Annotated in this window: 20 protein-coding genes and 1 pseudogene; 9 read left to right on the top strand and 12 right to left on the bottom strand. The window is 63.5% G+C overall.

Going from position 1 to position 19,193, the window contains the following annotated elements:
- The first annotated feature begins 54 nt into the window (after positions 1 to 54).
- Complete coding sequence (gcvA, locus tag UW3_RS0108840) at positions 55 to 924, top strand: transcriptional regulator GcvA (protein ID WP_010221996.1); 870 nt, start codon at positions 55 to 57, stop codon at positions 922 to 924.
- Between the two features lie 39 nt (positions 925 to 963).
- Here the strand turns inward: gcvA and UW3_RS26700 are convergent.
- The 4 genes and pseudogenes from UW3_RS26700 to UW3_RS0108820 form a co-directional block, all read right to left on the bottom strand.
- Positions 964 to 3,405, bottom strand: a pseudogene (locus UW3_RS26700) (TonB-dependent siderophore receptor).
- A gap of 88 nt (positions 3,406 to 3,493) precedes the next feature.
- A complete protein-coding gene (locus UW3_RS0108830; RefSeq protein WP_010221995.1) occupies positions 3,494 to 4,468 on the bottom strand; it encodes a FecR domain-containing protein in 975 nt (324 codons plus the stop codon).
- The gene (locus UW3_RS0108825; protein WP_026001245.1) at positions 4,465 to 4,971 is read right to left on the bottom strand and encodes a sigma-70 family RNA polymerase sigma factor; all 507 of its coding nucleotides are present in this window, start codon (positions 4,969 to 4,971) and stop codon (positions 4,465 to 4,467) included. Before UW3_RS0108825 ends, UW3_RS0108830 begins: the two co-directional genes overlap by 4 nt.
- Before the next feature lie 104 nt (positions 4,972 to 5,075).
- Entirely contained in the window at positions 5,076 to 6,437 is a 1,362-nt protein-coding gene (locus UW3_RS0108820; RefSeq protein ID WP_010221992.1) for a M16 family metallopeptidase, read from the bottom strand.
- Positions 6,438 to 6,638: 201 nt separating this feature from the next.
- Between UW3_RS0108820 and UW3_RS0108815 the strand changes: the two genes are divergently transcribed.
- Positions 6,639 to 6,917 (top strand): DUF7693 family protein, encoded by a 279-nt coding sequence (locus tag UW3_RS0108815; protein ID WP_010221991.1) that lies wholly within the window; start codon positions 6,639 to 6,641, stop codon positions 6,915 to 6,917.
- 73 nt (positions 6,918 to 6,990) lie between these two features.
- Here UW3_RS0108815 and UW3_RS0108810 read toward each other — a convergent pair whose 3' ends face one another.
- The 3 genes from UW3_RS0108810 to UW3_RS0108800 form a co-directional block, all read right to left on the bottom strand.
- Positions 6,991 to 7,578, bottom strand: coding sequence for a hypothetical protein (locus tag UW3_RS0108810; RefSeq protein ID WP_010221990.1), 588 nt, complete (start codon positions 7,576 to 7,578; stop codon positions 6,991 to 6,993).
- A gap of 17 nt (positions 7,579 to 7,595) precedes the next feature.
- Complete coding sequence (locus tag UW3_RS0108805; RefSeq protein WP_010221989.1) at positions 7,596 to 8,207, bottom strand: hypothetical protein; 612 nt, start codon at positions 8,205 to 8,207, stop codon at positions 7,596 to 7,598.
- 85 nt (positions 8,208 to 8,292) lie between these two features.
- Entirely contained in the window at positions 8,293 to 9,003 is a 711-nt protein-coding gene (locus UW3_RS0108800; protein ID WP_010221988.1) for an SDR family oxidoreductase, read from the bottom strand.
- Between the two features lie 182 nt (positions 9,004 to 9,185).
- Here UW3_RS0108800 and UW3_RS0108795 point away from each other — a divergent pair, with 182 nt between their 5' ends.
- Positions 9,186 to 9,773 carry a LysE family translocator gene (locus UW3_RS0108795; RefSeq protein WP_010221987.1) on the top strand — a complete coding sequence of 196 codons (588 nt, stop codon included), beginning with the start codon at positions 9,186 to 9,188 and terminating at the stop codon, positions 9,771 to 9,773.
- Here UW3_RS0108795 and UW3_RS0108790 read toward each other — a convergent pair.
- Positions 9,762 to 10,547 carry an AraC family transcriptional regulator gene (locus tag UW3_RS0108790; RefSeq protein WP_010221986.1) on the bottom strand — a complete coding sequence of 262 codons (786 nt, stop codon included), beginning with the start codon at positions 10,545 to 10,547 and terminating at the stop codon, positions 9,762 to 9,764. The genes UW3_RS0108795 and UW3_RS0108790 overlap by 12 nt on opposite strands.
- A 5-nt stretch (positions 10,548 to 10,552) precedes the next feature.
- A complete protein-coding gene (locus UW3_RS0108785) occupies positions 10,553 to 11,089 on the bottom strand; it encodes a helix-turn-helix domain-containing protein (protein WP_010221984.1) in 537 nt (178 codons plus the stop codon).
- A gap of 159 nt (positions 11,090 to 11,248) precedes the next feature.
- On the opposite strand from UW3_RS0108785, the gene UW3_RS0108780 reads away from it, so the two are divergent.
- From UW3_RS0108780 to UW3_RS0108770, 3 genes are all read left to right on the top strand, one after another.
- On the top strand, positions 11,249 to 12,031 hold the full coding sequence (locus UW3_RS0108780) for an aldolase (RefSeq protein ID WP_010221983.1): 783 nt from the start codon (positions 11,249 to 11,251) through the stop codon (positions 12,029 to 12,031).
- Positions 12,032 to 12,067: 36 nt separating this feature from the next.
- A complete protein-coding gene (locus UW3_RS0108775) occupies positions 12,068 to 12,952 on the top strand; it encodes a dihydrodipicolinate synthase family protein (protein WP_010221982.1) in 885 nt (294 codons plus the stop codon).
- Positions 12,953 to 13,112: 160 nt separating this feature from the next.
- Positions 13,113 to 14,642 carry a catalase gene (locus UW3_RS0108770; RefSeq protein ID WP_010221981.1) on the top strand — a complete coding sequence of 510 codons (1,530 nt, stop codon included), beginning with the start codon at positions 13,113 to 13,115 and terminating at the stop codon, positions 14,640 to 14,642.
- Here UW3_RS0108770 and UW3_RS0108765 read toward each other — a convergent pair.
- Positions 14,611 to 15,642, bottom strand: coding sequence for an AraC family transcriptional regulator (locus UW3_RS0108765; protein ID WP_010221979.1), 1,032 nt, complete (start codon positions 15,640 to 15,642; stop codon positions 14,611 to 14,613). The genes UW3_RS0108770 and UW3_RS0108765 overlap by 32 nt on opposite strands.
- 170 nt (positions 15,643 to 15,812) lie before the next feature.
- On the opposite strand from UW3_RS0108765, the gene UW3_RS0108760 reads away from it, so the two are divergent.
- From UW3_RS0108760 to UW3_RS0108750, 3 genes are read left to right on the top strand one after another with little or no spacing between them, the layout of a single operon-like run.
- Positions 15,813 to 16,997, top strand: a complete 1,185-nt coding sequence (locus UW3_RS0108760; protein WP_010221978.1) for an acetyl-CoA C-acyltransferase family protein — start codon at positions 15,813 to 15,815, stop codon at positions 16,995 to 16,997.
- Positions 16,998 to 17,011: 14 nt separating this feature from the next.
- On the top strand, positions 17,012 to 17,860 hold the full coding sequence (locus UW3_RS0108755; protein WP_010221977.1) for a 3-hydroxybutyryl-CoA dehydrogenase: 849 nt from the start codon (positions 17,012 to 17,014) through the stop codon (positions 17,858 to 17,860).
- 11 nt (positions 17,861 to 17,871) lie between these two features.
- A complete protein-coding gene (locus UW3_RS0108750) occupies positions 17,872 to 18,465 on the top strand; it encodes a TetR/AcrR family transcriptional regulator (RefSeq protein WP_010221976.1) in 594 nt (197 codons plus the stop codon).
- Between the two features lies 1 nt (position 18,466).
- Here UW3_RS0108750 and UW3_RS28670 read toward each other — a convergent pair whose 3' ends face one another.
- Together UW3_RS28670 and UW3_RS0108745 are read right to left on the bottom strand one after the other, a co-directional pair.
- Positions 18,467 to 18,715 (bottom strand): PAAR domain-containing protein, encoded by a 249-nt coding sequence (locus UW3_RS28670; RefSeq protein ID WP_145997603.1) that lies wholly within the window; start codon positions 18,713 to 18,715, stop codon positions 18,467 to 18,469.
- Between the two features lie 81 nt (positions 18,716 to 18,796).
- A complete protein-coding gene (locus UW3_RS0108745; protein WP_010221975.1) occupies positions 18,797 to 19,174 on the bottom strand; it encodes a response regulator in 378 nt (125 codons plus the stop codon).
- Between the last annotated feature and the right edge of the window lie 19 nt (positions 19,175 to 19,193).

The raw sequence follows: 19,193 nt of genomic DNA, 5'->3' as shown, positions 1-19,193 counted from the left end.
GCACCACGACAAACGAGCATTTTTCGCCAGATGATTGAGGTGAATTAAAGCATCATGACCCTACCCTCACTCAGCGCCTTGCGCGCCTTCGAAGCCGCCGCCCGGCATGTCAGTATCACCCTTGCCGCCCGCGAGTTGTGCGTCACCCCCGGTGCGGTCAGCCTGCAGATCAAGGAACTGGAAGCGGCCCTGGGCGTGCAGTTGTTCGTCCGCCGCCCGCGCAGCCTCAGCCTCACCCCGGAGGGCGAGGACTATTTCGCGACCCTGCGCAGCGCCTTTCGCATGATTCGTGAGGCCACCAGTGCCCTCACTACGCGCGCCAGACAGCAGGTACTGACGCTCAGTTGCACACCCGGGTTTGCCGTACAGTGGCTGCTGCCACGGCTAGGCGGTTTCGAGGCGCAGCAGAGCGGTGTCGATGTACGCATCAGCGCCTGCAAGCGCCTGGTGGATTTCGCCCGCGACGGCATCGACCTGGCGGTGCGTCATGGCTATGGCCGCTATGACGGGCTGGTCGCCGAACGCTTGCTGGATGATGATCTGGTGCCGGTGTGTAGCCCGCACTTGCGCAACATCCACGCCCTGCACCAACCCAACGACCTTGCCAGCGTGCACCTGCTGCACGATGAGCACCGCCACGACTGGCGGATGTGGCTGGATGCAGCCGGGGCGCCACAGGTGGAGGCCAGTGGCGGTACCTTGTTCGTAGACAGCAACGGCGCGATTGAAGCGGCCAAGGCGGGGCTGGGCGTGGCGCTGGTGCGCCGCGGCTTTGTGCAGCGGGAGCTGGATGAAGGCATGCTGGTGACGCCCTTTGCACAGGGCATCGCCAGTGAGCTGGCGTATTACCTGGTGTACCCGGCGACGGCACTGGAACGGCCGCAGGTGGCCGGGTTTCGTCAGTGGTTGCTGGCTTGTCGCTAGCAGGGATTGCTTTGCAGCCCATCGCCGGGCAAGTCGGTCTTACCAGTTATAGGTCAGGTCAGTGGTAATGGTCCGCCCTTCGCCGTAGTAGCAATCCACGTCGCTGGTGCAACGGCTGACATACACCTTGTCTTCCAGGTTCTGCAGATTGACCTGCAACTTCACCCCTTTCAGGCGCAATGGCGACTGCTGCAAGTCGTAGGAGACCATGCCGTCGTACACGGTATAGGACGGGATGCTGAAGTGGCCATCGGCAAAATCGGTGCCGTCACTGCCGCGCACATAACGTGCACCCAAACCCATGCCCAGGCCGGCAATCGGGGTATCACCGGTGAAGTGATAGTCCAGCCACAGCGATGCGGTCATCGGCGGGGTGCCCGACGGATGACGACCTTCACGGCCATCGTTGTCCTTGGTGTAAACCACGTCGTTGCGCGATACCGAAGCGATCAGGCCCAGGTTATCGGTGAGGTTGGCCTTGCCTTCAAGCTCGACGCCACGCGAGCGCAGTTCGCCAACCTGGCTGTTGAAGCCGGGGTTGCCGACGTCGGCGGTGAGGATGTTCTGCTGGTTGATCTCGTACACCGACAACTGAATGAAGCTGTCCTGGCCAGGCGGTTGGTACTTGATACCCGCCTCGACCTGCTTGCCGGTGGACGGCTCGAACGCCTTGCCCGCGTAGTCGGCACCGCTCAGCGGCAGGAACGACTCGGAGTAGCTGACATAAGGCGTCACGCCATTGTCGAAGGCATAGCCAAGCCCCGCGCGGCCGGTGAACTTCTCGTCCTTGACGGTGGTATGGGTGCCAGCGATCGGCTCCTTGTTATCGGCCTCGGCCCAGTCGTAGCGGCCACCGAGGGTCAGGAACCAGTTGTCCCACTTGAGCTGATCCTGCACGTACAGGCCGGTCTGATTGATGGTGCGGTCCCATTTGAACGGCTGGCCGAAGTTCATTGGCTTGCCGTACACCGGGTTATACAGGTCGATGACCGGCGGATTGCGGTCGTACAGGCCGAGGAATTTGGAGTTGGAGTGGTAGTAATCAACGCCGATCAACAGGGTGTGGGCGACGTCGAAGGTGTTGAACTTGGCCTGGGCCATGTTATCGATGCCAAACACCTTGTTGCGCTGGGCCCAGTCGACCCCGTAGCGGGTCATCGCGCTCTGGTCGTCGGCCCCGGTGACCGGGTTGGGCACGAAGGCGTAGCCGTGCAGCGGCGCCCGGTATTTGTCATCGACGTAGGCGTAGCGGGTGTTCTGCTTGAGGGTCCAGACGTCGTCCAGCTCATGACTGACTTCATAGCCAAAGGTGTACTGCTCGCGATCGTAGGAGTTGACCCCCGGCTCGCCGATGAAACGGCTGCGCTTGATCCGCCCATTGGGGCTGGCAAACACCGTGCCCACCGCTGGCAGGCCCTGGGCTTCCGGCACGCCGTTGTCGCGCTGGTAGTGGCCGTAAACGGTCAGGCGCGTCTGCTCGTTGGGGCTCCAGGTCAGGCTCGGGGCGATCATGTAGCGCTACTGCTCGACGTAGTCGGCCTCGCCGTTCTTGTCCAGGCCCATGCCGGTCACGCGGTACTGGTACTCACCCTGGTCATCCACCGGGCCGGCAAAGTCGAACGCGCCGTAACGCCGGTCCTGGCTGCCGCCACCGAGTTTGACTTCATGCAGCGGCGTCGCGGTCGGGCGCTTGGAGACCATGTTGATCAGGCCACCTGGCTGGTTCTGGCCATAGAGCACCGAGGCCGGGCCCTTCATCACCTCGATACGTTCCAGCGCGTACGGATCGATCTGCAGCGCACCGCCAGTACTGCCGCCGCCATAAGGCAGGTGCAGGCCGTCCAGGTACAGCGGCGTCGGGCTGAAGCCGCGGGAGGTCGGCTCGTCGAAAATCCCGACCCGGTCGGAGAAACCACCGCCGGTGATACCCGGGGTGTAGCGCAGGGCCTGGGTGACCGTCTGCGAGCCGAGCGCCTTGATTTCATCCTGGGTGATGACGTTGATGGTCTGCGGTACTTCCAGCACCGAGGTGTCGGTCTTGGTCGCAGTGCCGGTGCGCTTGGCCACATAGCCCTGAACCGGCCCCCAGGCATCTTCGCCGGCGTTGGAAACGATCTGGGTCAGGCCCAGTTCCAGCGCCCCGCTCTGCTCGGCCGGCACCAGGTTCCAGGTGCCGCCGGCGGTGATGTTGAGATTAAGGCCGCTGCCATTGAGGGCCTGGGTCGCCGCTTGCTCGGGAGTGAACTGACCGCTGACCGCTGCCGAGCGCTTGCCCTGCAACAGTGCCGGCTTGACCGACAGCACTCGGCCGGACTGGCGGGCAATGTGGCTCAAGGCTTCGCCCAGGTCCCCGGCCGGGATATCAAAACGCTGGCTGGCGCTGACGCTGCTGTCGGTTTGCGCCTGCGCGTACAGCGGCGCACTGCTGCCCAGGGCGATGGCAAGGGCCAGCAGGCTGGGGCGGATCATGGAGTCGGGCATGGAGGTGTTGGCTCGTTCGAGGTTGTTGTCCATAACGAGGACACGCCAGTAACCGAACCCCCCTCAGCGAAATCTTAATTATTTTTATTCAGATCACATCGATACGGGTCAGCCAGCCGCCAAAGCTGTCGACCCGGATCGGCAGGGTCTCGGCCAGGGAGCGCAAGGTACGCTCGCTGTCATCCAGCGGGAAGCTGCCGTAGACGCGCACCTGCGCGGCCTGCGGGCTGATGCGCAACAGCCCGGCGCGGTACGGGCGCAAGGCCTCGATCAGCTCGCCCAGTGGCTCGTCGCGGACATCGATGCGGCCATCGGCCCAGCTCGCACGGGTGTGTAGTGAGGCCGCCACAGGCTGGCTGCCGTGGCCATCAAAACGGAAGGCCTGGCCCTCTTCCACGCGCTGGGCTGGCGCACTGCCGCTGCTGAGCATGACGCTGTGCTGTTGTACCGAAACCAGGCTCTGGCGCTCTTCCTGGCGCACGCTAAAGCGCGTACCCAGGGCTTGCACCTGGCCTTCGCGGGTAGCGACGATAAAGGGTCGGCCCGGTTCTGCGGCCACATTGGCTTGCAGCTCACCGTCGCGCAGCAGCACCAACCGCTGCCCGGCGCTGAAACGCACATCCACCGCGCTGCGCGCGTTCAGGCACAGGCGCGAACCATCGGCCAGGGTGAAGGTACGCCGTTCACCGGTGCCGGTGCGCAGGTCGGCAAGCAAATCGCCCAGCGGCGCCACCCGATTACCAATTGCACCGGCGCCCAGCCCCAGCAACAACATCGCCAGACCGCCGCCCAGCGCTTTGCGCCGCGACGGCGAAGGCAAGGCACGCAAACTGCGGCTGGCCATGGCCAACTGGCCGGGGTTGCGCTGTTCGGCTTGCTGCAGATCGGCCAGGGGTTCGCCAAGCAAGGCATTGACCCGCTGCCAAGCGGCCTGGTGGCCGGGAGACTGCTCGAGCCAGCTGTTGAACGCCACCAGCAACGGGCTCCCGGCAGGAACATTCTCCAGCTTGAGCAGCCAGTCCACTGCTTCGTGGGTGGCGCGGTCCAGTGGTGTGTTGCTCATTCCGGCCTCGCGCTCAGGCAATGCACGAAGGCCCGGCGCAGGTCGCGCTCGACCGTGGCCAGCGACACCCCCAGATGCTCGGCAATGCTCGGCTGGTTCATGCCTTCGAGGCGATGCAGGATAAAGGCGTGACGCACCCGCACCGGCAGGCCATCGAGCACGCGGTCGATTTCGGCCAGCGCTTCACGCACCAGCACCACGTCTTCGGCCGAGGGCATGCAGTGTTCGGGCAGGCACGCCAGCTCGTCGAGGTAGGCCTGCTCCAGCGCACGACGGCGGAACAAGTTGCTCAGCAGGCGGCGGGCGACGGTGGCGAGAAAGGCGCGGGGTTCTTCAAGGGCGGGCAAGGCGCTGCTGGTCATGGCCCGGACGAAGGTGTCCTGGGCCAGGTCCGCCGCATCGTGCGGGCAGTTCAGCCGGCGGTACAGCCAGGCGCGCAACCAGCGATGATGGTCGCTATAGAGGTGGGCGACGATAGCCTTGGAGTCGACAGAGCTCGGCACGAGGGTGATCACACATTAATGGTAATTACTCTCATTATCATGATGCGTGGGAAATTTCACAATCCCCTTTTCGCGGGGCAAGTCGGATCGCCGCACCGCCGCTCCTACAGATCTTGCCCCGCCACTACGGTCGCCAGCTTCTGTGGCTGAACGACGCGTTTGAACGCCGCCTTGACTTGCGCAGGCGTTACCGCCTCAAGCTGTTGGCGCCAGGTCACCAGGGTATCGTCCGGCAAGCCGTTCAAGGCGATCTGCGCGACATGCTCAAGCAGGCGGTGGCGGCTGGTGCCGGCAAAAAGCTCGAGTAACCGCGCCTTGGCCTCAGCCAGTTCCTCGGCGCTCGGGCCCTCGCTGACAAAGCGCGTCAACGCCTGATGAGCCGCCTTCTGTGCCTGCTCCTGATGCCCGGCAGGGACTTCCAGCGAGATCACGAAGGCCCCGGCCTGTTGGCCCATGGCGAAGTAGCTGGCCGATTCCCAACTGACATCGCCGCCAAGCTCAGCGCCCACGGCCCGATTGAGCCGCGTCGGCCAGTGCTCGCCACCGAGAATGTCGCTGCCCAGCAGCAACGGGAAAAAGTCCGGGTCGCTGCGTGGCACTGCCGGCTGGCCGATCTGTATCCAGATCGTACCCTGCTGCGGTTCCAGTTGCTGGCGGCTGGCCTGGCTCAACGCCTGCACTTTGGGCAGCGCTGGCAATGCTGGGCAATGACCGCTCGGCAAGCGCCCAAGCACTGCATTGGCCACGGCATCGGCCTGAGCCCGGTCAAGATTGCCGACCAGGCTGACCGTGGCCCGGCATGGCAGCATCATTGCACTGTAATGCGTGCGCAAATCTTCCATGCGGGTGCGCTCGACCATGGCCGGGGTCAGGGCATAGCCGAACGGCAGCGCGTACTCGTCCAGGTCGATCTGCTTGTTGCGCTGCAGTCCCGGGCGGGTCAGCTCGCGGCCATAGGGGTGGTCGCCATACACCGCCTGGGCAAAGCGTTGCCCTACCCCGGCAAAACGCCGGGTGGTTTCGCCGTTGACCTGGCGAATGTAATACGGCTTGGCCCGGAACCAGATGCTGCCGGCAAAGGCCGGTTCGGCAATCTGCCGACCTAACAACGCCGTGGCCTCGGCCTGGCGCTGGGCACTGGTGTCGGTGATTTTCAGGATGTAGCTGAAGCGGTCGGCATCGACCTGGGTATTCAGTTCACTGTCCAGGCGCATCCAGGCCATTCGCAGCGCATTGCCGTTCAGCTCCGGGGCATCGCCCTGGGCATGGACACCTTCCACCGCAAGCGCTGCGCCGAGCACCGCCAGGCCCGGTTGATCCAGTGGGTCGCGGCGGCTGCCGGCATCGAAGTCAACCTGGATCTGCAGGTCGCTGGCCTGGCTTTGAGGCAACAGGTAGACCCGCGCGCCGCTGGGCTGGGTCCAGTGTTGAATAGCCAGGTTGTCGGCAGCCAGGGCCGGGGCCATTGCGCTCAATCCAAACGCGCAGGTGAAGAGTCGTTCCATCAGGGTCATAACCGATACTCAAAAGACCAAGGTGCGCACGCTACCCACTAGACCGCTGCAGATCAAGCCTGGACAACGGCTGACAGCGGCGCCGGCACGCACTATGCTCAGCGTCCTCGCGACCCCGTCGCCCAGGCCATGTACCTTGAGAGCGAGAAATAGATGCCAGCCCTGAGTGCCCGTGAGGTGTGCCAGCAACTGCGTGATGCCGCCCTCGGCGTTCGTCCGTTGCGGCGTGTCGGCGTTGAGGTCGATATCGACGGCTGGCGCCTGAGCCTGGATTTCGACGGAACCCACCTGCACCATTGCCTCACGTGCCGCAGCAGCGACGGCCGCGAAGGCACGCTCGAGTGCTGGCAATGGGGCACCGATCCGGTGAGTTTGCTCAGCACCTGGGAGCTGGCGCAGGTCGAGCGATTGTTGTGCGGGGCTACTGCGTAGCCCATCGCCGGCAAGGCCGGCTCCCACAGGGTTGGTGCAGGGCCTGTAGGCGTTGGCTTGCAGCAATGAGGCCTTACAACAACTGACGCTTGACCGCCTCGTCCAGCGTGCTTTGGGTCAACTGGCGGACCAGTTCGCTGGTGTCCTGCTGGAAGGGAATCCCGACGATCAGCACCAGGTGCATCCAGGTGCGTACCGACTCGCTCTTGCTGATGCGCCCCAGTTCCTTGCCGTCCTTGTCCTTGAACACCGTATCAAGGGTGAAGGTGTTGCGCGCCGTGGACGGGATGATGAAGAAGGTCGCCCCGGTGATGATCGCCGACGCCACGTTGTACTGTTCGTGGTTGGTCAGGGTCGATTCGGCGTAGATATCCGCCGTGACCTTTTCCGTGCTCACCCGGGCAAAGCGCCCGGACTGCTTGTAGGTGTCGACCAGTGCCTGCTCCCAGGCCTCGGCCGGCTTGCCGGCGGTGGCATTGGGCTGGCCGCGATTGACCTGGTATTGCGCGGTGGTGCGCACATAGGCGGTCGGTTTCACCGCCTGGGCTTGCGCCTGTGGCGGCCAGCTCTGCACTGGCGCCAGTTCGTGTTGCGAATAGGAGACGCAGCCGGTCAGCAGCACAGCGCCGAGCAGCAGGTTGGCTTTGATGATACGCAGCATGGGAATCGTCCTTGTCGTTACTGTTTGGCCAGTTTCAGCGTGGCGTCGTCGAGCAGCTTGGCAACCACTTCATTGAGCTGCGGTGCCCCCAGGGTCGGCGCCCAGTATTCACGGCGGTAGAGGCCGACGTTGCGCTCAAGCTTGAGTTCCTGGCGGGAGCTGGCCAGGGCCTTGCCGTTACGGTCCTCGATCACCAGGTCACCGGCGACATCGAAGGTGTCGACGTAGATCGGGCCGTTGACCCAGATCCACACGGTCAGGGTCAGCAACGCGCCCGGCACATAGCCCGGATGGGGGCCGCGATGGCCCTTGAGCGAGGTCATGTTGAATTTGAGCATGACGTCCTGCTCATCCAGGCGTGTCGGGTATTGGCTGACCTGTTTGAAGTACTTGCCGGCCTCGACGTATTGGTCGAGTTGCGCAGTCAGCGAGCGGCTGATGGCCTTGCGCGTGGCCTCGTCGATGCCTGGTGCCGAGACCGCCACGTCAGCGACCTGCGCCGTACGTGGGCTGGTGGTGGCGGCTGGATGTTGCGGAGCGCCCAGAGGGCCGGTGACGTTGTAGGACACACAGCCGGTCATCGACAGGGTGGCGATGATCGCGGTGGCCTGGAGCAGCTTTTTCAACATGGGATGTCCTGATATATGGCACAGTGCCATATTGCTTCGGCAGCAGGTCGTGAAACTTGAGCACGACCTGCGCCCGCTCATCGGCTCACAGCAGCCCACCGCCGTCGATATCGACAATGCTGCCGGTCATGAAGCCGTTCTCCATGGCCAGGATAAAGCCCGCGGCGACCTCATCGGCTTGCCCCACCCGCCCAACCGGCAGCCCGGCCGCGGCGCGGTCAAACATCGCCACACGCTGCGCGGTATCCATCGCCGCGTACGCTTCGGTATCGGTCAGCCCGGGGCTGATGACGTTGACGCGACGCGGCGCAAGCTCCTTGGCCAGTTGCTTGCCCAGGGCCTCGAGAGCGGCGTTGAGCGTGGTCTTGATCAACTGCCCGGGGACGAACTTGCGCGACAGCAACCCCGACGTCAGGCTGATGCTGGCGCGTGGCGAAAGGTAGGGCAGCGCCGCCTGGACCGTCTGCAAGGCGCCCCAGAACTTGACCTCGAAGGCCTCGCGGGCCTGTTGCAGGTCGCTTTGCGCCAGGGGCTTGGCCTGTACCGCAGGCCCGGCGCTGATCACCAGGTGATCGACCGTGCCAATGTCGGCAAACAGGGCGTGCAACGCCCCGGTATCGGTGATATCGAGCGTCACTGCTTCGATACCTTCGCCAACCGGACCTGGCTGGCGACTGGCGACAATGACCCGTGCGCCACGGTCTCGGGCCTGGCGCGCGACTGCCGCACCGATACCGCTGGCACCGCCGAGCACGACGACGGTCTGGTTCAATAAGGACGGATGAGGGTTGTGCATGACGATCACTGCCTGTGGTTGAAAGTGATTGCATGCTGATCGGTTATCAATAAAAGAAAAACAGCGAACCCGGCACAACACCTGTAATTTTTACTTGAAAATAATCAGGGTAATTTTCTTCAATACGCGCCCACTCCCGCCCCTTAGTCTGTGCCGGTTCCCCACTACCGGATACTGATCCCATGAGCCTGATGCTATCGATGGCCGCCTTCGCGCTGGCCGCTTCCATTTCCCCTGGCCCGGTCAATATCATTGCCCTGGGCGCTGGCGCCCGCCATGGCCTGCGCGCCAGCCTGCGGCATGTCGGCGGTGCAACCCTGGGCTTTGGCGTGCTGCTGGTGCTGATCGGCCTCGGCCTGCACGAGCTGTTGCGCTATTGGCCGACACTGACTCAGGTGCTGCATTGGGCTGGCGTGGCATTCCTGCTGTACCTGGCCTGGAAACTGGCCAGCGACGGCGGTGAGCTGGCCGCAGCCGGCAACCAGAATGCACCGTCGATGCTTGCCGGCGCCGCCCTGCAATGGCTCAACCCCAAGGCCTGGCTGGCCTGCGTGGCCGGGATCGGCGCCTATGTCGACAACGGTGAATCCCGTCTGCTATGGCAGTTCACCGGCATCTACCTGGTTATCTGCTATCTCTCGATCGCCACCTGGGCCTGGGCTGGCAGCAGGATCAGCCAGCACCTGGGCAATCCACGGCGCATGCGGCTGTTCAATCGCAGTCTGGCGTTCATATTGCTGGCCAGCGCCCTCTACCTGCTACTGGCCTGAACGGTAATGCCCCGGGGTCGCAGCCAGATGCTGTTTGAAGGCGCGTTGCAAATGCGCCTGATCGGCAAAACCGGCCTCCAGCGCCACCTCGGCAATCAAGCGCCCGCGCCGCAACTGGGCACGGGCATATTGCACACGCTGGTCGAGCAGATAACCATGAGGGGTGAGACCGAACTGCTGCTTGAAGGCCCTGATCAGGTAGGACGTCGACAACCCGGCGGCCCGGCTGATGGCCTCAAGGCGCAAAGGCTCGGTGCAATGCTCGCGAATAAAGGCCGCAGCCGCCAGCAAGCGCGGGTCAGGTTGCTGCGCCGAGCACTCGAAACCGCCAATGCGCTGGCTGAGCCCGGCGAAAAACAACCGCAGTGCGGTCTCTTTGCGCGCGGCCGGGTATTGCGCATCCAACAACACGTCAAACAGCCTGAGCACCTCGTCGAACAACGACGCCGAAGTACTGCTGATCGCCGCCAGTGGCGAGAAGCCCAACGCCTGTAACCACGGCCAGTCGACATAGAGCATCAGGTACGACCAGGGCTGACCGTCGATGGGATTGCAGGTATGCACCACACCAGGATTGATCAAGACCACGGTGCCAGCCGCCACCTGCTGGTGGCGCTCGCCGCTGACATAGGTACTGCGTCCGCCAGTGATCGCGCCAAGGGAGAAGCTCTCGTGCGAATGCGCCGCATAACAGACCTTGCGGCCATCGGCGACGCGACGTGCTTCGATGAAGGGTAGCGCCGGGTCACGCCAGAAGCGGGAGTGTGCATCCATGGGGATCAGCTCTCGGTGTCGTGCACCACGACTAGCAACTGGGCCTGCAACTCGCCCAGCGAACGCAGGCGGTGTGGCGTCTGGGCGTTGAAATACAGCGCATCGCCACGTTCGAGAATGACCCGTTCATTGCCAAAGTCGACCTCCACCTGGCCTTCATGGACGAACAGGAACTCTTCGCCCAGATGCTCCTTGAACGAGGCATCGCTGAATTCCGGCGGCGGGCTGATGATGAAAGGCAACAGGCTGCGGCTGCCGATCTGCTTGGCCAGCACCGTATAACCCGGCGCCTGCCCCACCACCGCCTGGCGCTCGCCGCTGCGCACCAGGCTGTAGCGCGCATGGCCTGGCTGGTCTTCGGCAAACAGTTCCTCGACATTGACATTCAAGGCGCGCGCCAGCTTCAACGCGGCGGCAATCGAGGGGGTATTCAATCCGCGCTCGACCTTGGACAGGTAACTCTTGGTCATGCCGGAGCTTTCAGCCAGCGCATCCAGGGTGATACCCAGTTTTTTTCTTAACAATTTCAATCGAATAGACATGCGACGCGGTTTTCCCAATGCCATGGGCAAGTTTTTTCTTGCTAATGACACTTTGTGTCATATAGCCTTGATTGTGTCATTAGCCTGACCGCCCCGTCACCTTCCAAGCAACCGGGGTGGTCAGCCGTGACAACCCATCACGCCACCGAGGATAGCCCCATGGCCAAGACAATGGCACTCCCCAAGGACCAGCTGATTCAGCAGGCCCTTAAGCAGATGCAAGGCTCGCTTGCCGATAATACGTGGACTGTGCGCGAAAAGCTGGCATTGACCTGCCGGATTCTGTTCGACAACGGCCACGACTCCGGCCTTGCCGGGCAAATCAGCGCCCGCGGTCCGCAACCGGGCACCTTCTACACCCAGCAACTGGGCCTGGGCTTCGACGAAATCACTGCCAGCAACCTGTTGCTGGTCAACGAAGACCTGGAAGTGCTCGAAGGCCAGGGCATGCCCAACCCGGCCAACCGCTTCCACAGCTGGGTGTACCGCGCGCGGCCGGATGTGAACTGCATCATCCACACCCACCCGACCCACGTCGCCGCCCTGTCGATGCTGGAAGTGCCGCTTGAGGTGTCGCACATGGACCTCTGCCCGCTGTACGACGATTGCGCGTTTCTCGAAGCCTGGCCCGGCGTGCCGGTGGGCAACGAAGAAGGCGAGATCATCAGTGCAGCCCTGGGCGACAAGCGCGCCATCCTGCTCTCGCACCACGGCCAGTTGTCGACCGGCGCCAGCATCGAGGAAGCCTGCGTGATTGCCCAGTTGATCGAGCGCGCCGCCAAGCTGCAACTGCTGGCCATGGCCGCCGGCAGCATCAAGCCGATTGCCCCTGAGCTGGGCCGTGAAGCCCATGACTGGATCTCCCGGCCCAAACGCCACAGCGCTGCCTTCAACTACTATGCGCGCCAGTGCCTGCGGGTGCATGGCGACTGCCTGAACTGATCCGAGCTTTTTTGCTTACCTTGCGGAGTAGATTTCATGTCCAAGACTTTTCACGGCATCATCGGCTACACCATCACCCCGTTCAGTGCCGACGGCGAGCAGCTTGACCTCGACGCCCTCGGCCGCTCGATCGACCGCCTGATCGACGGCGGCGTGCATGCCATCGCGCCCCTCGGCAGCACCGGCGAAGGCGCCTACCTGAGCGACCTGGAATGGCAACAGGTGGCCGCGTTCAGCCTGCGCCACATTGCCGGGCGGGTACCGACCATCGTCAGCGTCTCCGACCTGACCACTGCCGGCGCCATTCGCCGTGCGCGCTTTGCCCAGGAACACGGCGCCGATGCGGTGATGGTGCTGCCGGCGGCCTACTGGAAGCTCACCGAAGCGGAGATTTTCGAGCACTACCGAGCCATTGGCGCCAGCATCAAGCTGCCGATCATGCTCTACAACAACCCGGCCACCAGCGGTACCGACATGTCGGTGGAACTGATCCTGCGCATCGTGCGCGAGGTCGAAAACGTGACCATGGTCAAGGAGAGCACCGGCGACATCCAGCGCATGCACAAGCTGCAGTTGCTCGGCGAGGGCAAGGTACCGTTCTACAACGGTTGCAACCCGTTGGCCCTGGAGGCATTCGTGGCCGGCGCCAGCGGCTGGTGCACCGCCGCACCGAACCTGATCCCCGCGCTGAACCAGCAGCTGTACCAGGCCGTGCAGGCCAACGACCTGAACGCGGCCAAGGCGGTGTTCTACCGTCAACTGCCACTGTTGGAGTTCATCCTCAAGGGTGGCCTGCCGGCGACCATCAAGGCCGGGCTGGGCATGACCGGCTTGCCGGTGGGTGAACCGCGGCGGCCGGTATTCGCCCTCGACACTGCAGGCCAGGCGCGCTTGCAGCAGTTGCTCAAGCAAATGCCGTAGAGGCGCTGCAGCAACCCGGCACTGAGGCAGTGTCGGGTCCCCCCCATAGTCGCCAGCGAGTTCCGGAGAAGTCTGACGCCGCGTAATGAAAACCCATCTGGGTACACTGTCCCGTCGTTTCTATCATCGGCTGCTCCCCTTCCATGACAGGACAGTCATCATGAGCACCCGCAGTTTTTCAGGCTACACATTGGGCATACTCGCCTCGGCCGTGCTGATTGCCAGCAGCGCCCTCGCCGCTCCGCTGACCCGCGACAATGGCGCCCCGGTTGGCGACAACCAGAACTCGCAGACTGCCGGCGGTACTGGCCCCGCCCTCCTGCAGGATGTGCAGTTGATCCAGAAGCTTCAGCGCTTCGACCGCGAGCGCATACCTGAGCGTGTCGTTCATGCCCGCGGTACCGGTGCCCATGGCGAGTTCATCGCCTCCAGCGACATTTCTGAGCTGACCCGGGCCAAGGTGTTCACCCCTGGCGAGCGCACCCCGGTATTCGTGCGTTTCTCTTCGGTAGTACACGGCCTGCATTCACCGGAAACCCTGCGCGACCCGCGCGGCTTCGCCACGCGGTTCTACACCGCCGATGGCAACTGGGACCTGGTCGGCAACAACTTCCCGACCTTCTTCATCCGCGATGCGATCAAGTTCCCCGACATGGTCCACGCCTTCAAGCCCGACCCACGCACCAATCTGGGCAACGACGCGCGGCGCTTCGACCTGCTCTCGCACATGCCCGAAGCCACCCGCACCCTGACCCTGCTGTATTCCAACGAAGGCACGCCACTGAGCTATCGACACATGGACGGCAACAGCGTGCATGCCTACAAGTTCGTCAACAGGGACGGTGAAACCACCTACGTGAAGTTCCGCTGGAAAACCTTGCAAGGCCAGAAGAACCTCACCCCTGGCGAGGTGGCCAAGATTCAGGGGCATGATTTCAGCCACATGACCAGCGACTTGGTCAATGCCATCAACCGCGGCGACCATCCGAAGTGGGAGCTGTACATCCAGACCCTCAAGCCCGAGCAACTGGCGGGTTTTGACTTCGACCCCCTGGACCCGACCAAGATCTGGCCAGGGGTACCTGAACGAAAAGTCGGGCAGATGGTGCTCAACCGCAACGTCAGCAACTTCTTCCAGGAAACCGAACAGGTGGCGCTCGCGCCTGCCAACCTGATTCCGGGCATCGAGCCCTCGGAGGATCGCCTGCTGCAGGGCCGGCTGTTCTCTTATGCCGACACCCAGATGTACCGGGTTGGCGCCAATGCTGGCGGCCTGCCGATCAACCAGCCCAGGGTCAAGGTCAACAACGCCAACCAGGATGGCGCCCTGAATGCCTCACGCACGGTTGGCGGGGTCAACTACGAACCCAGCCGCCTGATGCCGCGCCCCTCGACCGAGTCGGCGCGCTACAGCCGGCTACCCTTGAGCGGCAGCACCCAGCAACAGGGCATCGAGCGCCAGCAGAACTTCAAGCAAGCCGGTGAACTGTTCCGTTCCTACGACAAGAAAGACCGCCGCGACCTGATCAACAGCTTCGGCCAGTCATTGGCCAGCAGCGATGACGACAGCAAGCACATCATGCTGTCGTACCTGTACAAGGCCGATCCTGAATATGGCAAGGGCGTGGCCAAGGTAGCCGGTGGCGACCTGGTCAGGGTCAAGCAACTGGCGGCGCGGCTGCAGGACTGAGCATGCGCTGACGATAGCTGCCGGGGCTTTCGCCAGTCCACTTCTTGAACGCCCGGTGAAACGCACTGGGCTCCTGGAAGCCCGTGTGCTCGGCGACTTCGGCAATACTCAGGTGCGGCTGGCGCAGGCATTCAAAAGCCATGGCCCGACGCACCTCGTCCTTGATCTGCTGGTACGAGCGGCCTTCACGCTCCAGTTGGCGGCGAAAGCTGCTGGGGCTCAAACCCTGGCGCTCGGCCATGGCCAGCAGGGTCGGCCACTGGCCGTACTGGCGGGCACGCAGGTAGCGATACACCTGGGCCACCTGGCCATTCTGGTTGCGGTAGCGGATTACCAACCATTGCGGGGCGCTGCGCAGGAAGGTCTTCAATGCCGTCAGGTCCTGGACCACCGGCAAGCGCAGGTATTCAGCCGCAAATTCGATCTCGGTGTGGCCACTGCCCAGTTGCACGTTGGCGCCCCAGAGTAACGGATCATCCTCCTGGGCCGGGCGCCTGTCGGTCAGCGCCGTGCGGTCAATCACGATTCGCCGCCCCGCCAGCCAGCACAGCAGGCTGATCACCAGCGCGAGGAAGGTTTCTTCGGCATACACCCGTGTCAGCGGGTCGTCGATGGCGGTGCGCAGGCTGATCACCGCGCGTGCGCCCCTGACCGTCAATTGCCCGCGAATATCGCGCAAGAACAGCGCAAAGTTGTTCAGGCACTGGCGCAGGGCCTTTTCCAGGGTTGGCTCCTGGATCAGGCCGCGGCAGATCAGGGCAAAACTGCCCTGCGGCATGCCATGGCTGTCGAGGTTGAAAAACTCATCGTTCAGGGCCTCGATCAGTAACAACCACAAGCGCGCAAAGGTCGGCGCCGGCACACGCGCGGCGGGCGCTTGCAGCACTGCCGGATCGATACCGGCTTCGACCAGCAGCGCGACGGCCCGCTCAGGCTGGGCGCGCAGGGCATGGAGCATGGTATGGACGAAGTAAACGGCGACTGTATCGTTTTCCCGCATGGCGGTTTCCGCAAGGGTGTGGCAAAAAATACCAGTGTCACTGGACAGTTATGGCATAGGCCCGCCCGCAGGCTTTGCCTAGACTCAAAGCCAACCTGAAGGTGGCCGTGGGCAGCATTCTGGCAGACGCCAGCCCCGCCACGCCACGCTTTCGCACACTGGAGTCGATCATGAATACCCCGGACATCTACGTAGTCAGCGCCGTACGCTCGGCCATCGGCAGCTTCGGCGGCGCCCTCAAGGACCTGCCCCTGGCGGATCTGGCCAGCAGCGTGACCCGCGCCGCCATCGAGCGCGCCGGTGTGGCACCCGAACAGATCGGCCATGTGGTCATGGGCAACGTCATTCCGACCGAGGCGCGCGACGCTTACCTGGCCCGGGTCGCGGCGATGAACGCCGGTATTCCCAAGGAAACCCCGGCCTTCAATGTCAACCGTCTGTGCGGCTCGGGCCTGCAGGCCATCGTTTCAGCCGCGCAAAGCCTGCTGCTGGGCGATGCCGAAGCGGTTGTCGCCGCTGGCGCCGAATCCATGAGCCGCGGCCCTTACCTGCTGCCGCAAGCCCGCTGGGGTGCGCGCATGGGTGATCTGCAGGGCGTCGACTATATGCTCGGCATCCTCCACGACCCGTTCGCCGGCTTTCATATGGGCATCACCGCCGAGAACGTTGCCGAGCGCAATGGCATCACCCGCCAGATGCAGGATGAACTGGCCCTGACCAGCCAGCGCCGCGCCGCCCGCGCCATCGCCGAAGGCCGCTTCGCCAGCCAGATCGTGCCGATCGAGATTCCCAGCCGCAAAGGCCCGGTACGCTTCGAGGTCGACGAGCACGTACGCGGCGAAGTAACCGCCGAGCAGCTCGCTGGCATGAAGACCGTGTTCAAGAAAGACGGTACCGTCACCGCCGGCAACGCCAGTGGCCTGAACGACGGTGCTGGGGCACTGGTGCTGGCTACCGGTGACTTCGTCAAACGCCATAACTTGCAGCCTTTGGCGCGCCTGGTAGCCTACGCCCACGCTGGCGTCGAGCCCGAACTGATGGGCCTGGGCCCGGTACCGGCAACCCGCAAGGTGCTGGACAAGGCCGGCCTCAGCGTCGCCGACCTCGATGTGATCGAGTCCAACGAAGCCTTCGCCGCACAGGCCTGTGCAGTCGCCGGTGAACTGGGCTTCGACCCGGAAAAGGTCAACCCCAACGGTTCGGGCATTTCCCTGGGGCACCCGGTCGGCGCCACGGGCGCTATCATCGCCACCAAGGCCATCCATGAACTGCAGCGCATTCAGGGCCGCTACGCGCTGGCAACCATGTGCATCGGTGGCGGCCAGGGCATCGCCATCGTCTTCGAACGCGTTTGAGCAAGGAGTTTAAGTTGAGTATTGAAAATATTGCCGTGATCGGCGCCGGCACCATGGGCAACGGTATTGCCCAGGTCTGTGCGCTGGCCGGTTACCAGGTCACCCTGATCGATGTGACCGACGCGGCCCTGGAGCGCGGCGTCGCCACCTTGCGCAAGAACCTCGAGCGCCAGGTCAGCAAGCAGACCCTCACCGCTGAAGACGCCGAAGCGGCGCTGGTGCGGATTCGCACCAGCACCGACTACGGGCAGCTGCAGCAGGCCGGGCTGGTCATTGAGGCCGCCACTGAAAACCTCGAGCTCAAGCTGCGCATCCTTAAGCAGATCGCCGCCAGCGTCAGCGACCAGTGCGTGATTGCCACCAACACCTCGTCGCTGTCGATCACCCAACTGGGCGCGGCGGTCGGCCTGCCTGAGCGCTTTATTGGCGTGCACTTCTTCAACCCGGTGCCGATGATGGCCCTGGTCGAGATCATTCGCGGCCTGCAAACCAGTGATGCCACCTACGCCAAGGCTCTGGCCCTGACCGAGAAAGTCGGCAAGACGCCGATCAGTGCCGGCAACCGCCCGGGCTTTGTGGTCAATCGCATCCTGGTGCCGATGATCAACGAAGCGATCTTCGTCCTCCAGGAAGGCCTGGCCAGCGCCGAAGACATCGACACCGGCATGCGCCTGGGCTGCAACCAGCCGATCGGCCCGCTGGCCCTGGCCGACCTGATCGGCCTGGACACCCTGCTGGCAATCATCGAAGCCTTCCACGAAGGCTACAACGACAGCAAATACCGCCCTGCTCCGCTGCTCAAGGAAATGGTTGCCGCCGGCTACCTGGGGCGCAAGAGCGGTCGCGGTTTCTTCACCTACTAGGGAGCCCTGCCATGGACGCCGCTTTGCGCTGTGCGAACTTTGAAGAGCGGCGTGACAAGGCCCTGGAGTTGTTCGCCGAGAAGGGGTTCGGCCAGGTCAGCATGCGTGAACTGGCCGCGCACCTGGGGCTGACGGCAGGCTCCTTGTACCACCACTTTCCGAGCAAACAGCACTTGCTGTTCGATCTGATCGAAGAGCTGTTCGAGGAGTTGTTGGCCACGCTCAACCCGGGACGTCGAGCCCAGCAGCAGACCTTGGGCGAGGTGATTGCCGCCCACTGGGGCCTGCATGCCGAGCGGCCGCTGCAGTTTCGTCTGGCCGAGCGTGACCTGTGCTGCCTGAGTGCTGAGCAACAGGTTCACATCGGCCAATTGCGTCAACAGTATGAAAGCGCTCTGCTGCGTCTGTTAGTGCCCAAGGCAACCTTGCGCGGCAAGGCACTTGAAGTCACTGCCCATGTCATCGCCAACTTGCTCAACAGCCTGCCTGGCTGGCTGCAAGCCTCGCAACTGCCCCAGGCCCAGGGCCTGGCGCTGATGGAAAGCATGCTGTTGGGCGGGATCGAGCGGACCTTGCGCGGTGAAAGCCTGAATTCGATGGCATGAGTCACCAGGCGCTGTAGGGAATGCCATGGGCGTCGATGCAGGCTTGGGACTCGGGTTCCAGTGGCAGGTAGCTGTCTCCCGATGGCACGATGCGACCGACAGCGCGGGCAATAGACGGGTCGCCGATTCGTGCAATGGCCCGACCACCTAGCGGATGTTGTGTACAACCACCACGTGCCTCACCACCGGTATTGGTGGCGTCCCCCTGCCGGACGATAAAGCGCAGCGCCTGTTCCCTGTGGCGATTCACAAGGTAGCTATCGGACGCTTTTTGCACGGTGAGGGAAATCAGCCACCTGTGAGGGATAGCGTGGGAAGTGTCACCAGGACACTAGCGCAACAGCTCCTGAATCTGGTCACGCAGGCTGTCCAGGTCAAACGGCTTGGCCAGGATTGGCGCCTTGAAGGCGATCGGGCTGCCTGATTCGCGGATTTCTGCCGGGTAACCGCTGATGAAGATCACCTTCAAGTCCGGCCTCAGTTTGACGGCGGGCTCGGCGATCTGTACCCCGCAGATCCCGCCCGGCAAACGCATGTCAGTGACGATCAGGTCCAGGTGCGGCTTGCGCGCCAGAATATCGAAGGCCTGCTTGCCGTCTTGCGCCACCAGCACGTGGTAACCCTCACCCTTGAGGTAGTCCTCGAGAACCATGCGAATCACCGGCTCGTCTTCGACCACCAGTACGACGTCCTGCGCATCTTCACTCATGCCAATGCCTTGCTCTCTA

The organism is Pseudomonas donghuensis (assembly GCF_000259195.1).
In the GTDB taxonomy this organism is placed as follows: Bacteria; Pseudomonadota; Gammaproteobacteria; order Pseudomonadales; family Pseudomonadaceae; genus Aquipseudomonas; species Aquipseudomonas donghuensis.
This window is presented reverse-complemented; position numbering and strand designations above follow the sequence as displayed.

Bases quoted from the DNA above. Each gene is read 5' to 3' on its own strand.
- gcvA (WP_010221996.1), top strand. From the start codon at position 55: ATGACCCTACCCTCACTCAGCGCCTTGCGCGCCTTCGAAGCCGCCGCC.
- UW3_RS0108830 (WP_010221995.1), bottom strand. From the start codon at position 4,468: ATGAGCAACACACCACTGGACCGCGCCACCCACGAAGCAGTGGACTGG.
- UW3_RS0108820 (WP_010221992.1), bottom strand. From the start codon at position 6,437: ATGGCCCCGGCCCTGGCTGCCGACAACCTGGCTATTCAACACTGGACC.
- UW3_RS0108815 (WP_010221991.1), top strand. From the start codon at position 6,639: ATGCCAGCCCTGAGTGCCCGTGAGGTGTGCCAGCAACTGCGTGATGCC.
- UW3_RS0108810 (WP_010221990.1), bottom strand. From the start codon at position 7,578: ATGCTGCGTATCATCAAAGCCAACCTGCTGCTCGGCGCTGTGCTGCTG.
- UW3_RS0108805 (WP_010221989.1), bottom strand. From the start codon at position 8,207: ATGTTGAAAAAGCTGCTCCAGGCCACCGCGATCATCGCCACCCTGTCG.
- UW3_RS0108800 (WP_010221988.1), bottom strand. From the start codon at position 9,003: ATGCACAACCCTCATCCGTCCTTATTGAACCAGACCGTCGTCGTGCTC.
- UW3_RS0108795 (WP_010221987.1), top strand. From the start codon at position 9,186: ATGAGCCTGATGCTATCGATGGCCGCCTTCGCGCTGGCCGCTTCCATT.
- UW3_RS0108790 (WP_010221986.1), bottom strand. From the start codon at position 10,547: ATGGATGCACACTCCCGCTTCTGGCGTGACCCGGCGCTACCCTTCATC.
- UW3_RS0108785 (WP_010221984.1), bottom strand. From the start codon at position 11,089: ATGTCTATTCGATTGAAATTGTTAAGAAAAAAACTGGGTATCACCCTG.
- UW3_RS0108780 (WP_010221983.1), top strand. From the start codon at position 11,249: ATGGCCAAGACAATGGCACTCCCCAAGGACCAGCTGATTCAGCAGGCC.
- UW3_RS0108775 (WP_010221982.1), top strand. From the start codon at position 12,068: ATGTCCAAGACTTTTCACGGCATCATCGGCTACACCATCACCCCGTTC.
- UW3_RS0108770 (WP_010221981.1), top strand. From the start codon at position 13,113: ATGAGCACCCGCAGTTTTTCAGGCTACACATTGGGCATACTCGCCTCG.
- UW3_RS0108765 (WP_010221979.1), bottom strand. From the start codon at position 15,642: ATGCGGGAAAACGATACAGTCGCCGTTTACTTCGTCCATACCATGCTC.
- UW3_RS0108760 (WP_010221978.1), top strand. From the start codon at position 15,813: ATGAATACCCCGGACATCTACGTAGTCAGCGCCGTACGCTCGGCCATC.
- UW3_RS0108750 (WP_010221976.1), top strand. From the start codon at position 17,872: ATGGACGCCGCTTTGCGCTGTGCGAACTTTGAAGAGCGGCGTGACAAG.
- UW3_RS0108745 (WP_010221975.1), bottom strand. From the start codon at position 19,174: ATGAGTGAAGATGCGCAGGACGTCGTACTGGTGGTCGAAGACGAGCCG.